Origin of the sequence: Pedobacter sp., from assembly GCF_039594775.1 — a bacterium.
Taxonomy (GTDB): domain Bacteria; phylum Bacteroidota; class Bacteroidia; order Sphingobacteriales; family Sphingobacteriaceae; genus Pedobacter.
In genome coordinates, this window is the sequence record NZ_JBCNMT010000003.1 from 377,566 (window position 1) to 393,445 (window position 15,880).

A 15,880-nucleotide genomic window follows, 5' to 3' on the forward strand; every position below is an offset into this window, starting at 1 on the left:
AGGAAATCCAACTATTTAAGACAGTCCCTTTTCCAGTATTTCTTTTAAAGCACTTAATTCATCATCGTTATGTTTTTTCAAAATCTCTTTATACTTATCTTGATTAACCTCACTTATTATATCCTTATCCTCTCTTAGTTTTTTAATTCCATTTTGTTTTACAACTGTTGGGTTACTTGGGCTAATATTTGATAAAATAGCTAACTCATCCTTATAAGCCATAAATGGTTCATATAATTTATGAAATGCCCTACCTACCGCGCCATAAAATTGAAATAACTTTGGATTTTTTTCTCTATTGACAGCATTTTTTAAAATATGCTGCCTTGCGATACCTGGGTAAGGGTCTATATAATAGATTTTATTAATTCCTAACTGAAATGCTTTCTTTGAACATAATTCACATGGACTTGCGGTAGTAAAAAGAACTCCTCCTATAACTCCTTCTCCTCCGTACTTAACGATTTGCATCATCGCATTTTCTTCTGCATGTAATGATCGTGTATGGACTTGATTTTTTTCTCCCTCATAAGAGTTTTGGAAACTTTTAAAACAATAACTACAATTTCTACCTTCTAAATCATCAGGGTTTAAACTTTCAAAGTCGTTTTTAAATAGTGTTAGAAATTTTTCTTCTTTACCTATTCCAAATTTAACAGAACCATTTTTTTCATAATCACTAAAGTGGTTAGGTGAAATATCGTTAATTAAATGTGTAGCATTCCGTAAATTACATGGTAATTGATGCTGTGCTACATCATTCCACCCAACCGATTTAACAGAGAAATTTGCATCTGTAATAACGGCTCCTACTTGTCTAGAAATACAACCTGAATTTAGCTTTGCATTATAGGCAATTTGCATACATCTTTCTATAGCACTAGGGGTTACAATTCCTGGCTGATGTATTAAGGCTAACAACTTAACTAGTTGTTTATCGATAAAAGCATCGTCTATATTAGAAATATGAAATTCACTTTTTTGAATACAATTTTCGACATCCGGTGAAGCAAACATTCCTTTTGAAAAATGATTACTAGCATACTCGGCCTCATCTAAATTCAATAGTTCTTGAACATGTTCTTGTTGTTTCTTAAACTTTTTGTTCAAATATTTCTTTCTAGCTTCCTCTTCTCTATTAACGGAAATCATATAAAAAGCTGAATACTTTTCTTTAAAATACATTAATTCAAGAGAGTTCTTCAAAGAATCTATTACAATTTTTGTTGGTGAACCAGATTGCCTAACGCATTTAATAATTCTATTTATAGTGTTAGCAGTAGTATAAATATTTTGCAACTCCACGTTAGCAACAGTATTTAGGTTTTTCACACTACCATAAATCCTTAAATTATTAGATAGGTCATGAAGAAGTCTAGACCTTTTTGTAATATCAATATTATTTAAAAGATTAAAGAAGTCAATAGCTAACTTTTGTAAAAAATCAAAGAAGAAAGAAGTAAATTCTTTACAGAAGTTGGGGTCATTTAATTTCTCTTTAAACTTAGATTTTAAATCATCTAATTGTATCAATGTGGTAAACCACAAATCATCTTTTTCTAGTTCTGTTCTTATTGAACTAAAATCGTCACTTGTGTCAAATCTGTTTTTAAACTTATCTCCAAATTTTCCATTAACACCATTTTGACAGATAATTTCACAAACTTTGTTTATAGCGCTGACTTTTTCTTTTGTTTCAGCAACAGCTTCATGTAAAAGATGTAAAAAGACTACTGACTTATATTCTATAATAGTAAAAGGCAGATAGTTGTTCTTATGTTTAAGATAATCGTAGCAAATTCTAAGCTTAATATCATCTGGTTTATCGTTATTTAAACCCCATTTTCGCAATTCTAAATTTAAAACAAAATTTGGGTCTGCTATTCTTTTTGCAACTGCTGAACATCCACTTCCAACTCTACCACTGATACCTATAACAGTAAAATTTTTTCTAAGTGAGTATAGATTTTCTAATTTCATTTGAGAACATTATTTATAATTATTATTTCATTTTACTTAACGTCTTTAATTTTTTTATTTCTTCCAATAAATCTTTAGCATCTCCATCTGTAAGTAATTGCTCTACCAACTCGCCTTTAAAAGCTTTATGCAAAATGGCTTGTGGCAGAGTGGCTACTTTAGCTTTTAAGGCTTTGTATTTTTCTTCTATTTTATCCGCCTTGGAAAATAAGCTTTCTACTCGATTAATAATTTCTCTTTGTTCTATTAATGATGGTAAGGGAAACGGAATTTCATTCAGTCCTTTTTGATTTATTTTAGGCAATACACTGCGTTCTCCCGCAGTTGTTGAATAATTTAAAAACTCATTACTCATCATATAATAAAAAACGAACTCAATAATTGTCAGCTCGGAATTTAAGATTGGATACATATCTGCACTACATAAGCCGCTAAAGTCAACGATGGCAAGCTTATTTAAATAAGGTCGTATTTTTGAATATATTATTGATCCACTTTGAAACAAGTGTTTTCCACTAATAGGTTTTATCTCGGAAACAATCGGTTTATTAATTATTTTACCAGTGTTAGCTTCTAAATTATCTGGAGCTATTAAAATATGATTTGAATATAAATTTGGATTGACTAAATTACTTTTAATGATTGCAGCTTGATCAAAAGAAATTATTGACCAGTCTTCCGGCAAGTTGAATTTCCAACTTCTGTGAGGTGTTTCGGCAATTTTTTTTAATAAAGGAAAATCCGAATTATTTCTCCACTCTTTTGTTAACTTACCCGTTACAGCTTGCGTTAATAGCTGTTGCCTAAAATCTTTTAGCAATTGTGGTATCCGTTCTAAAGCTTGTTTAATAGCCTCGTGTTGCGCAAATAAGGTATCTAACTTAGTTACTATACGTTCTTGTTCTGCTAATGGAGGAATTGGAAAATCCAACTCTTTTAAGACAGCAAAATGCCTACTATATCCAAAATCGGGAATATTTAGACTTTTTAAATAATAATAGAAAAACCTAATATTTATATTTTTCTTAGGACTTAATACTTTTGTTCCATCAGCTCCAATTGCAAATGGAAAATCAATAAATTTTATATTTCTAGTATGATCGCCAAATATGACAATTGGTAAATTTCCTTTATACAAAACTTTTTCGTCATCGACGTAACCTGAAATTAAATTTGCGCCTTGATCTACAACTGGAAATACGCCTTCATTAGAATATTCTTTAGAACTTAATTTCGTTATAATATTAGTTTTCTCTATAGCTTGTTCAAAATTAACAAACAACCAATTGTAATGAAAACTTGGCTGTATTGACTTTTTATTAATATCACCTTTACCAGCCATTAATTCAACTCTTTAATTAGATTTTCTAATTCTTTCTGTATCAAATTCAATTCGGACAGAGCGGCTTTAGCTATGTCTAAAGGCTCACCTAAATCCTCAGCTTTGGTTAAAGAGCTATCTGCAATTAAACCTAAATCTAAGCTATAGTTTTTCGCTTTTATCGTATCCAGTGTAATGCATTGCCAACGCTCGTCTTGTATAGCTGCCCTCTTTTCATCATCAATTTTACCATCAAAATCCTTCATCACTTCGTCAGCATTAATCCCACCCGTATAAGCTATAATAAAATCGACAAATGCCTTTTCGGTAAAAGGCGTACGTACCCCATAGCTTGGCATATTGGTACGCATATCATAAAACCATACTTTATCAGTATTACCTTCTTCCTTTTTACCTCTTGTAAAGAACAAAACATTAGTTTTTACTCCAGCAGCATAAAAAATACCCGTAGGTAAACGTAAAATGGTATGTAGGTTACATTTTTCCATTAAATCTTTACGGATACGCTGGCCATCGCCATCTTCAAAAAGCACATTATCTGGTAAAACTACAGCTGCTCTGGCTTTCCCATCTTTTTTAAGGGAGCGGTAAATATGTTGTAAGAAATTTAATTGTTTATTACTGCTTACATAAATCAAATCATCACGGGTTGGCTTCTCACCACCTTTCTTGGTACCAAAGGGAGGGTTAGCCAATACCCCATCATAACCTTTTAAGTTTTTACCCAAATCTGTTAAGGTATCACCTAAATATATACGGCTTTCCATGCCATGTAAGCGTGCATTCATTAAAGCTAAACGATGCGCATCCCCTACAAGTTCTACACCACTCATCGCTTCTTCCAACTGAAAGGTACGGGCTTTACCTTCTAAAGTATAGAGATAATCATATTTTTCTCGCAGGTAATGGTCGGCAGCAATCATAAAACCAAAAGTACCACAAGCAGGATCATTCCATTTCTCACCTAATTTGGGTGCCATTAAATCAACCATTACATTAATCAATGGTCTTGGGGTGAAATACTGCCCTGCACCCGATTTTTTTTCACTCGCATTCTTCTCCAATAGGGTTTCGTAGATATCCCCCATCACGTCACGATCGTTTTCTTCGTACCAGTCTAGTTTATCAATAGCTTTAACTAGTGTATTAAAGTTAACGGGCTTAGTTAAGGTAGTAGATGCATTGGTATAAATTTCTTTAATGCTATCACTGGTAGTTTTAGCGGCTACCGTAGCTAAAAACTCACGGTATCGGTCGAAGTTCTTTAGGTTATCTGTTTCTTTCACAAATACCTGCCATTGATACTCTGGCGGTAACTGATCATCAAACCTTTTAACTTCCGACAGCTTGAGAAACAAGATATAAGTTAACTCATTTAAGTATTGATGATAGGTTACCCCATCATCACGTAACACATTACAAAGGTTCCAAAGTTTATTTGCTATTTCCTGTGCGCTCATTATTCAAATCTTATTAGCGTTAGTGTAACTAACGGATGTTTATTATCACAAAAATGCTGTTTTTAAATGATTTTAGGCAGTAAAAAGATAGCCATTTAACTGGCGTAATAAATTTTCTAAATCATCTTCAAAAATGCTATTTAACCTTTTAAAGCCCCCCTCATTTACAAAAGGCTGTAGGTCAAGATCCTGCTTGGTTAAAATAGTTTCCGCTAAAAGTTGTTTTTCAAATCGTTCAATCCATTTAAGCTGGGTTTTATTCCAGGTCTTAGCCGTTTTTATTTTAGCAATGGCATTTTTAACACGGTGTTGCGGCGTGACCAATTCTGTATTTAATGCCAAGGTTCTAATAAAGGCGATAATATCAGCTGAAATATCGACCATATTTTTAGCTCGCCAGGCGGTATTTAATGCTGTTTCGTTAAATCCTTCACTATCTAATAATAGCTTTAATTCTTTTAATGATTTACGATCTAAATCCGCTGGTTTAGTGCAGATCAATTCAAGGGCGGCGATTTTATTTTTATTTATCTCTATAAATGCTTTAAAACTATCAATATAATCTTCAGGTTTATTGCCATAACCATAACCTCGCTCCATGGTAATAAACCGATCTTGATGGTCAGATACATAAATTTTACGATTACCTTCTTTATTTTCATCAAGAAAAGTCCATAAACCTGCTGTATCCAATAGAAGTGATTTAACTTCAGGCATTGATAAACTGCGAATAACATTAATGAATTCCTGAGGATTTCGATTATCACTTAAAAAGGCAAATCTGTCAAGATCATCACCCTTTATCTTACCCTTTTTACCTTGTAACTTAGCTATCAGTTGCTCTTTAAATCGTAAAAATTGATCTTCTGTATTTATTTGTTGTAAATCTCTGGTCAATTGGGTAAAGCTAACACTAGGATTCGAAACTGCAATCATCTGTGTTTTATTTTTCATTGCTCGATACAATTGAACAGCATCATAAATTTTAAAACTTTCCTTGCCAATTTCATCACATAAACGTGTTGCCCTTCCTATCATTTGTTCATATAAGATCCTCGATTTAACGGCTCGTAGAAACACCAAATTACAAATGGCTGGTACGTCTATACCTGTAGTCAATAAATCAACAGTAACTACTATGTTCGGATATTTTTCGTTCTTAAACTTTTTGGTTTCTCCTGCAGGATCCTTTATACTACCAGTTATTTTCTTAATGGCTTCTTGATGAACAGCGATGCCAATTTTTTCGAACTCTTCATAAAGGATACGTACCACATCATCGGCATGTGAATCTCTGGCAGCAAAAATCAGTGTCTTTTCTTCTCCATCAGGATCTAGTTCCTTAACCAATTCAGCTAATACAGTTTGGTTAAATGATGGGGTAAGTACACGTTTATTAAATTGATCTACATCCAGATCGATATCATCGGCTATATTGGCCAGCTCTTCAATACTATTGGTCTCTGGATCATAAACGTTTACCGTATCTCCTCTTTCCCAATGAATACCACCTTCATTTAATTCGGTTTTAATAGTATAAGGAGGCTCATGATCTTTTAAATAACCATCTATCACCGCTTCGCGATAAGAATAAGAATGCACTGGCTCTCCAAAAATTTGAGAAGTATGTAAGGCCGGGGTTGCTGTAAGACCAATTTTCCAGGCATCAAAATAAAAAAGTAACTTCTTGTATTGGCCTATATAATCTTCTTGGCTACGAAACTCCAAGTCATCCTCTACAAAATCTCGATCTAAAATATAGCCACGATGCGCTTCATCAACAATGATACAATCAAAAGCATCCACGGGCAAAGGTTCATCACTATAAAACACACGCTTAACCATGCTTTGTACAGTGGCAAACTGTAACCTTGTTTCGTAATCAGGCCTTTTTAAATCTAAGTCAGCAATTTTATAGATAGAAGCAAAAGACTGTAAATTTTCAACTTTATTATCCGAAATGGCATCTCTGGCTTGAGTAGCCAAAAGTGTTCTATCGGTTAAAAATAAAACTCGCTTAAACCTATTTGCTTTGATAATTCGATAAATTAAACCACCAATGGTACGGGTTTTACCAGTACCTGTGGCCATTACCAATAAGGCCTTTTTGTCTTCTTGGTTTTCATGTTGTAACTTATCTTCAACTGCTTTAATCGCATCTATTTGATAGTGCCGGAGCGATAAACCGCTAGTAGAACTTAAATAGTCATAATCATCTGCCTTCAAACGTTGGTTAGCAGCTTCAATATCCCGTTCAAATAATTCCTTTAATCCACTTGGTGAATAAAAATTATTTAAAGCATTAGCTTTGTTATATACATTGCGTATGTCTAAAAACCAAACTCCCGATTTGGTTTTTAGCTGTTCTATATATGACCGCCCATTGCTTGAAAATAAAAAGGGTACTTTATAAACATTCCATTGTCCAAGCAGCTTATAGTCATCTGATTCTAAAACATGTTCAGCATATAACTTAGATTGATCAAGGTTGCTAGAAATATCTTGTGCATAACGTTTTGCTTCAACTATACCATATAACTCTTCGCCTACAAACAAAGCGTAATCAGCCCATTTACCACCACAAGGCCATTCGGCAATGGCCATATTCTTATTTTTTTGAGGAAGTGTTTTATGAGTCTTAAAATTTAAATGAATTGAATCACATTCCCAGCCAGCCTTATTTAATTGATCATCAATAAGCAGCCGAGTTTGTGCTTCATTCAATTCGAGGTTAGAAGCAGAACGTTTTGCTCTTTCTGTAAAAATTGCCTTCTGCGCTATGGAAACAATTTTAGTTTGCTGTAACAATGCTTCATATTGCGCCCTAATATCTGACAGCTCTCCTTCTAAAATATGTAGGGCATGTCGCGTATCTAAATTAGCAGGCACTTCAAATGCTATTGCCTTAACATCTACATTTTTTACAGAATATGATTCATAAAACCATTTGCCTAATTTAAATGCGGCAGATAAAGAAGCTATAGCTTCGGCTGTAGTACCTTTAAATTGATGTACCGCACTATTGCCTTTATGTCTAAGAATAGTAAAGTAATCTTCTACACTAGTAGGTAATATTCCTTGGCTTCTTAATAGAAAAACTCTATTTTGGAAAGTGTTCTTTTCAGGCAAATCTATTCCATAGATATTAAATATCTGTTCAGTCATGTATTCGCCATACTGTCTTAATTTATACAAAGAAGTGTTAGGATCTTGGTATAAATTATACTCAGCTGCTTGAGCTAAATTATTCAGCAAAGGGAATTCTTCTGTTAAAAAGTTGAAATTTGAGGCCTGCATTTAATTTATAGATGTTAATATTGCAAGATAAAAATAATAAATACAACTAAAGTTAATCTACATTCATTTTACTCAAAATTCGACTATCTAAAATAATAGATATCCAAAAAATACTACCTCTCCCTAAATCTTTCAAGCATTTCGAGCAAATCGCTATACCGATAATAAGACTTGCCACGAATGAGAGAACGGACCAGATAGCCCTCGCTCACGTAGGTCCTAAGCGTACGTTCGCTAATGTTCAGGAATGTCATGACTTGGTATTTGTCCAATATCTCATTGACATATTGAATAGGTTGTTCAGATCTGAACACCACCTTTTTGAGCCCTTTAGAGCGCCCGTAATTTTCATTAAAATCCATTACAGTAGATATTTTGGTTAGTCACAGGATATACAAGTTACTAAACATCAGTACAATTACAAAAAAATATCCCTTATTCATCAAAGTAGTTACTTAGCTCCCACTTCTATCGGGTCTGCTTCGAACCTTATTCGAGACATATTCGAGACTGCTTCGGCAATTGCCGAATGGGTATGAATTAAGATCTACTTCAATTTCGACACCGGATAGGGCCATTATTGTTAGTTAAAGCAACATTTTAGGCCATTTATACCCCGCAATATTCATGCGAAAATAAAACACCTTTGTCGAAGAAGCTCGCTTAACTGCCGAAGAAGCTAGGCAATAGCACGAGGTTTTAGGGCAAATGTGGGCTGCTTTAAGGTAAGTAGCTAAGCAAACACGGCATAGAGGGTGAAAAGCTAGGCAAAATGCGGCAATATTTAGGCAAAACAACATCACAATATATTGATTATCAAAATATTAAAACCAACAAACCTACCTTTACCTCAATTAATTAATTTTTTAACCTTTAAACCAAAATTAATATGGGAAAAATTGAGCAAGGCATTTTAGGAGCCTTTTCAGGTACAGTAGGTACCGTAGTGGGAGCACGCTGGCGCGGCATTAGATACATGCGTGGCAAAGGACCAAGCACACGTCCAACAAGTACTGTAAAACAGGACAAACAACGCGAACGTTTTTTATTAATGGTACATTTTGTGAGAGCAATGAGCCCCATAATTACCCTTGGCTATAAAAAGTTAGCGGTAAACATGACGCCGGCCAATGCGGCACTTTCATACAACCTTAAAAATGGGGTGACAGGTACCTATCCTGATTTTGAGATTGCTTACGATATGGTGTTGCTTAGTCGGGGCGATTTACCCAATGCAAGTAATGTTGCCGCCGTGGCCGAGGGAGGTTCGACAGTAAAATTTACCTGGCTAAACAATGCCGGAAGCGGCAAAGCATTAGAAAGTGATTTATGTATGGCTGCCGCTTATTGCGAAGAGCTTGATTTGGCCATTTGCAGTATCTTAAATCCTGCTGATACCAGACAAAAGCAATTGTTTAATTTAAATGTAAGCGATTTTGCGGGACGTAGCGTAGAAACCTACCTCACCTTTTTTAGTGCCGATGGCAAAGAGATAGCCAACAGTTTATATACGGGAAATGTACCATTACCGTAGGAGCTTGTTATTGAAAAATTGGAACTGGGGCTAATGCTCTGGCTTCCAATTTTTGTATCAAGACTTTTCAGTTTTCTGTTGCTGGTTACGAGTTATCAATAATCAATCGAGGTTATCTATGGAACAATTAAACAAGCAACCAGTTAACCAATGGACAGTTAACAGTTTACGATTATCAATTGACCAATAACAAGTGAACTAATGAACTAATACCTATAAACACGCTACCGTCATATCTCTCGATGGCTAATCTTCATGTGGTTAGATTTCTCCACTACGGTCGAAATGACGCGATAGGAACGGGATGAGCTAAGGAACCAATGAACAACCAATCAATCCCTACTACTAACCCCGGCCTTATTGGATTCCGGAGCAATGAGCGGTGAAATGGATACAGTAACGCAGAAACAGCACAAAACAAGAAATTAGGCAGTCGGAGCTTGGGGATAAGGCAGCGGGACGACCTTCTAATTTCGCCCTAACCATTTCGCCAGACCAGTGCAAGGAAGGCAATACAGCCTTGATTTTTTGCTTCGTTTTGTATCAAGACAAAATGAAGATGCCTTTCCAGCATAGAGGAAACAGAGAAACAACGATGGACAGTAAAACATCCTTCATGGCATTGGGATGAAATTTCTTTTTACCCTCTCATCAAGAAAACACCCCGCCCCTTGGACACCTCTCTAAAAGAGGGGAATTTTGGGAACAGCCCATCTAACTAATGCCTATAAACATGCTATCGTCATATCTCACGACTGGCTAATCTTCATGTGATTAGATTTCTCCACTACGGTCGAAATGACGCGTTAGGAACGGGATGAGCTAAGGAACCAATGAACAGTTTTCAGTTAACAGTTAACAGTTAACCAATTTAACAATTAACCAGTTAACCAACCCCTGCTACTAACCCCGGCCTTATTGGATTCAGAAGCAATGGGCAGTGAAATGGGTGTAGTAACGCAGAAACAGCATAGAACAAGAAATTAGGCGGTCGGAGCTTGGGGACAAGGCAGCGGGACGACCTTCTAATTTCGCCCTAACCATTTCGCCAGACCAGTGCAAGGAAGGCAATACAGCCTTGATTTTTTGCTTCGTTTTGTATCAAGACAAAATGAAGATGCCCTTCCGGCATAGAGGAAACAGAAACAGTGGTGGACAGTTTGATGTCACCCATAATTTGCCGGGGTTTCGTTTATACTTTATAGAAATCCTTCGACAAGCTCAGGATGACATGTAGGAAAGGAATAATCAATTAACCAGTTATCAGTTAACCAATTTAACAATTAACCAGTTAAACGAATGACCAATGAACCAATGAACCAACTACCCCCTAAACAACTAAAAAAACCAAACAACCAACCAACTCATCCGTTATTAAAATATGAAAACGATCACCACCCTCAGCATAGCCATAGGTTTAACCCTAACCCTAGCCTGTAATTCCGCCGATAGAGAACACCGGGATACCGCCGTTACACCTACCGATTCCGTGATTGACGCCACCACCAAGGCGCAAATAAGTACCGCCGACGTGAACATGGACGGCGACGAAAAAGCCTTCATCATCTCCGTGCATTCCCAAAGCTTATATACTACAGAACTGGCTACCATTGCCGCCAAAAGCCAATTGCCCGAGTTGCGTGCGTTGGTTAAGAACATTAGTCCAAGCTATCAGAAGCTAATGGCCGATATGGAGAAAATAGCCAAGGGCAAAGGCATACTCCTAAAACGTAACCTATCCAAAGCGCAACAAAAGGAGCTCGATGCCATTAAAGAACTCTCCTCGCCTACCTTAGACCAACAAGTATTGCAAAAACTGCAAACCCTACAAGCAGCCTTCACCAACATTTTCAAGGAAGGGCAAAACCTATACCATACCGATTTAAAGACCTATGCCAGCAACGCCTTGGCCATTATTCAGCAACAACAAGTACCAACTACCAAGCTCGTTAACCTGGTGAATCAAACAGGGTCGCAAAGTACCCGCCCCGGCGAAGTATCCACACCATAACAATCCTTAAGCATAAAAGCATTATTTTTACTTAGAACATACCGCATCAATTAAACATGAAAATAGCTACCTATAATGTAAACGGGGTTAACGGCCGACTACCCGTGCTATTGCGCTGGCTACAAGAAGCCCAACCAGACATTGTTTGTCTGCAAGAATTAAAGGCACCACAAGAGAAATTTCCCTTACAAGCCATTGAAGACGCAGGTTATTATGCCCTATGGCACGGACAGAAAAGCTGGAATGGTGTAGCCGTGCTTTCCAAAGACCCCAGCATGAAAGAAATTCAAAGAGGACTTGCTGGCGACGATGAGGACCTGCAAAGTCGCTATATGGAAGTTTTAGTACATAACCTGTTGATCTGTTGCCTATACCTGCCCAACGGGAACCCTGCCCCTGGACCAAAGTTCGATTATAAGCTCAAGTGGTTTGCCCGATTGCAGCAACAAGCTAAATTATTGTTAGACAAACAACTTCCAGCTATCTTGATTGGCGATTTTAACGTAATGCCTACCGACTTGGACGTATACAAACCTGAGCGTTGGGTAGATGATGCCCTCTTTAGGCCCGAAACCCGTGCGGCTTTCCATGAATTGCTTAACCAAGGCTGGACAGACGCCATACGTACCCTATACCCTGATCAGAAAATCTATACCTTTTGGGATTACTTTAGAAATGCCTACGGTCGAGATGCAGGACTACGCATTGACCACTTTCTGCTAAGCCCTCCCCTTAAACACCGATTAAAAACGGGCGGTGTAGACCGTCATGTGCGTGGCTGGGAAAAAACCAGCGACCATGCCCCGGTATGGATTACCCTAACAGAAAAGTAGCCCCATGAAAACCAGTGCAGGCATTCTCCTATACCGTATCCAACAACAGCTAGAAGTATTTTTGGTACATCCCGGTGGCCCGTTTTGGAAAAATAAGGACATTGGCGCATGGTCTATTCCCAAAGGCGAATATACTGCCGAAGCAGACCCACTGGCAACTGCTAAGAGAGAATTTAAGGAAGAAACTGGCCAAAACATTGAGGGCGATTTTATCCCCCTAAACCCCATCAAACAAAAAGGAGGCAAGCTCGTTAGTGCTTGGGCTGTACAAGGCAATATAGATGCCGACAATATAGTGAGCAACCACATTACCATTCCATGGCCACCACGTACAGGCAAGTTGATAGAAATACCGGAAGTAGACCAAGGAAAATGGTTTGATACCGCTACTGCCCTTACCAAGATCAACCCCGCACAAGCTTCCTTCATCCAACAATTGATTGATAGAATAACTCATGAACAATAGGCAGTAAACAGTTCGCAAACCGCTTCCCCTCCCTACAATGCTTATCCGTTTAATCATCCGTCATTGCCAGCCCGACTGGCAATCGTAAAACAGTTGGTGGATTTTGTTTATACTTTATAGAGATCCTTCGACAGGCTCAGGATGACAAGGACTGCGCTCCTCGATGAATCGGGACAGGCAGGATGACAACCACAACAATCGAGATGAAGATGTAGGAAAGGATGGTTTATGAACAATTAACCAATTCAACGATTAACCAGTTAACCATTAAAAACACCCCGTCCGTTGGGCACCCCGTCTAAAAGAGGGGAATTTTAGGAACTGCTCATCTAATTACTGATGAACTAATGCCTATAAACACGCTACCGTCATATCTCACGATTGGCTAATCTTCATATGATTAGATTTCTCCACTACGGTCGAAATGACGCGTTAGGAACGGGATGAGCTAAGGAACCAATAAACAACCATTCTTTTACTGCTAGCTTCGGCCTTATTGGATTCCGAAGCAATAGGCGGTGAAATGGATACAGTAACGCAGACACAGCACAAAATAAGAAATTAGGCAGTCGGAGTTTGGGGACAAAGCAACGGGACGACCTTCTAATTTCGCCCTAACCATTTCGCCAGACCAGTGCAAGGAAGGCAATACAGCCTTGATTTTTTGCTTCGTTTTGTATCAAGACAAAATGAAGATGCTCTTCCGGCATAGAGGAAAGCTATAAATAGTTCAAAGGTTTTACTTCCTAGCTGTTTCGCGGTCTCCACTGCGGTCGAGATGACGACGTAGGAAAGGAACAACAATTAACCAGTCAAACAAATAACCAATAAACTAATCCCTATATTTACCATCATCATTAAACGTCTCTATCCATGAGCAACAAATTAAAAACAATACTCCTCGTTATTGGTATCCCTACGCTTTACGCTTTATTATTACGACTATTTTTTGGTGTAGAAACACTAGATGACCTTTATAAGGTCATGTCAATTTCCTTTCTATTTCTACTACCCACCATTGTAGGCTATCTAACCATCTATTTTTCCGACATCAAATTAGTAAGAAAACTAAGCTACCGAATAATTGTCCCGTGGATTCCGATATTCTGTTTCTTTCTGTTAACCCTATTAATGGCCATAGAAGGTTGGGCCTGTTGGATAATGGTGTTACCACTGTCCATGCTTGCTTCGTCACTAGGTGGCCTACTTGCTGGCTATTTTATGCTTAAAAAGAAAGACAATAAACTATATGTCTCACTTTTCGTGGTGTTTCCCCTATTCATTTCTCCTTTAGAACAAATGATTGTAGCCATTTCTGGAACCTATAAAGCCTACACTTATATAGACATTGAAGCAGCCCCAGATCAGATATGGGAGCACGTTACCAGAGTAAAAGAAATACCCGAAGCACAGGATAAAGGTTGGCTTACCAGAAATTTAGGTTTCCCTAGACCCGTAAAAGCGGAATTGAATTATTTGGGTGTAGGTGCCTATCGTAAAGCCATTTTCACCAATGGTTTGGTATTCCACGAAACCGTTACCGAATATGTAGACCAAAAAAGAATGAGTTTCACCATTAAAGCTTATCCCAATGAAATACCCTCGGCCACTCTAGACAAGCACGTGCTCATTGGCGGACAGTACTTTGATGTATTGAACGGCACCTATGAATTGGAACAGTTGAACAAAACCACTTACCGATTACATCTTTATAGCCATTTTAAGTTGAATACTACTTTTAACTTTTATGCAAGCTGGTGGGCCAAGTGGATCATGAAAGACATACAGAACAATATCCTACAGATTGAAAAGCGCCGTGCCGAGCAATCTAATACTTCAATAAAATAGTGATTAGCCGTCATTGCCAGACCAACTGGCCATCGTAAAACAGTTGTAGAGTTATTTTATTGCGCTTTAAAATCCCGCATACGTGAGGATGGCGATGTAGGAAAGGAATGGTTTATGAACAATTAACCAATTCAACGATTAACCAGTTAACCATTAAAAACACCCCGCCCGTTGGGCACCCGTCTAAAAGAGGGGAATTCTGCGAGCTACCCATCTAATTGCTAATATCTAACTACTAAATACTAACCCCTAGTCCCTAAAAACTAATCCCCCTTCACAAACACAAACTGCTTGTTTTCATTAAAATCAATAGGAACGCTAGGGTCAAAATGTGGAATGCCAACAGTCATTTTAGTGAGGCCTTCGCCCATGACCAAACGGTTGTTTTTCATCAAAAAAGCGACAGGCTTACGTTTCCATTCCAGCTGATAGTGCAAATAGTGGAACTCGCCAATTAAAGTATCGCCCTTTACCCATCCTTTTACCGTACCAGAGTCAATGTAAACCCCGTGTTGATTAATCATTAGGGTACCGCTAAATATCTCCTTAGATTGATTAAGGAATACCATAGCAGTGTCGCTTTGCCGATAAGCCACATATTTCACGTAAGTAAGCTGCGTAGGTTTTCGTTGACTATTTCCGCATGCTACCATGAAACAAATCAATACAAGTACAAATAAACTGCTTTTGAATAAATGCATAAGAAAGGCTAAGTTAAAACTTATTCCTTTCATTCAGACCGTCCCGATTCATCGGGGAGCCTGTCGAAGAATATTTTATGCGATAAATAATCAAATGTCATTTCGACGACAGGAGAAATCTCACGATTGGCTAGTCTTCATATGATTAGATTTCTCCACTATGGTCGAAATGACGCGATAGGAAACAGGATGAGCTAAGGAACCAATGAACAGTTAACAGTTTACAATTGTCAATTGAACCAGTGTACCAACCAACCCCTGCTACTCCCCCCTTGGCCTTATTGGATTCCGAAGCAATGGGCGGTGAAATGGGTGTAGTAACGCAGAAACAGCACAAAACAAGAAATTAGGCAGTCGGAGCTTGGGGATATGGCAGCGGGACGACCTTCTAATTTCGCCCTAACCATT

10 protein-coding genes are annotated in these 15,880 nt (G+C 37.7%); 5 read left to right on the top strand and 5 right to left on the bottom strand.

Going from position 1 to position 15,880, the window contains the following annotated elements; genetic code table 11:
• Positions 1-15: 15 nt before the first annotated feature.
• From ABDV71_RS11160 to hsdR, 4 genes are all read right to left on the bottom strand, one after another.
• Positions 16-1,980: a hypothetical protein gene (locus ABDV71_RS11160; RefSeq protein ID WP_343532530.1), complete on the bottom strand. Its 1,965-nt coding sequence runs from the start codon at positions 1,978-1,980 to the stop codon at positions 16-18.
• 22 nt (positions 1,981-2,002) lie between these two features.
• Entirely contained in the window at positions 2,003-3,322 is a 1,320-nt protein-coding gene (locus ABDV71_RS11165; RefSeq protein WP_343532531.1) for a restriction endonuclease subunit S, read from the bottom strand.
• On the bottom strand, positions 3,322-4,782 hold the full coding sequence (locus ABDV71_RS11170) for an N-6 DNA methylase (protein ID WP_343532532.1): 1,461 nt from the start codon (positions 4,780-4,782) through the stop codon (positions 3,322-3,324). The genes ABDV71_RS11165 and ABDV71_RS11170 overlap by 1 nt, the downstream gene beginning before the upstream one ends.
• Positions 4,783-4,854: 72 nt before the next feature.
• Complete coding sequence (hsdR, locus tag ABDV71_RS11175; RefSeq protein ID WP_343532533.1) at positions 4,855-8,079, bottom strand: type I restriction-modification system endonuclease; 3,225 nt, start codon at positions 8,077-8,079, stop codon at positions 4,855-4,857.
• An 889-nt stretch (positions 8,080-8,968) separates the two neighbouring features.
• Between hsdR and ABDV71_RS11180 the strand changes: the two genes are divergently transcribed.
• From ABDV71_RS11180 to ABDV71_RS11200, 5 genes are all read left to right on the top strand, one after another.
• Complete coding sequence (locus tag ABDV71_RS11180; protein ID WP_343532535.1) at positions 8,969-9,613, top strand: DUF6266 family protein; 645 nt, start codon at positions 8,969-8,971, stop codon at positions 9,611-9,613.
• 1,381 nt (positions 9,614-10,994) lie between these two features.
• Complete coding sequence (locus ABDV71_RS11185) at positions 10,995-11,624, top strand: DUF4142 domain-containing protein (RefSeq protein WP_343532537.1); 630 nt, start codon at positions 10,995-10,997, stop codon at positions 11,622-11,624.
• Positions 11,625-11,680: 56 nt separating this feature from the next.
• A complete protein-coding gene (xth, locus tag ABDV71_RS11190; protein WP_343532539.1) occupies positions 11,681-12,457 on the top strand; it encodes an exodeoxyribonuclease III in 777 nt (258 codons plus the stop codon).
• Between the two features lie 4 nt (positions 12,458-12,461).
• Positions 12,462-12,923, top strand: a complete 462-nt coding sequence (locus tag ABDV71_RS11195; protein ID WP_343532541.1) for an NUDIX domain-containing protein — start codon at positions 12,462-12,464, stop codon at positions 12,921-12,923.
• A gap of 873 nt (positions 12,924-13,796) precedes the next feature.
• The gene (locus ABDV71_RS11200) at positions 13,797-14,771 is read left to right on the top strand and encodes an SRPBCC family protein (protein ID WP_343532543.1); all 975 of its coding nucleotides are present in this window, start codon (positions 13,797-13,799) and stop codon (positions 14,769-14,771) included.
• A gap of 263 nt (positions 14,772-15,034) precedes the next feature.
• On the opposite strand, the gene ABDV71_RS11205 is transcribed toward ABDV71_RS11200, so the two are convergent.
• Entirely contained in the window at positions 15,035-15,472 is a 438-nt protein-coding gene (locus ABDV71_RS11205) for a hypothetical protein (protein ID WP_343532545.1), read from the bottom strand.
• Between the last annotated feature and the right edge of the window lie 408 nt (positions 15,473-15,880).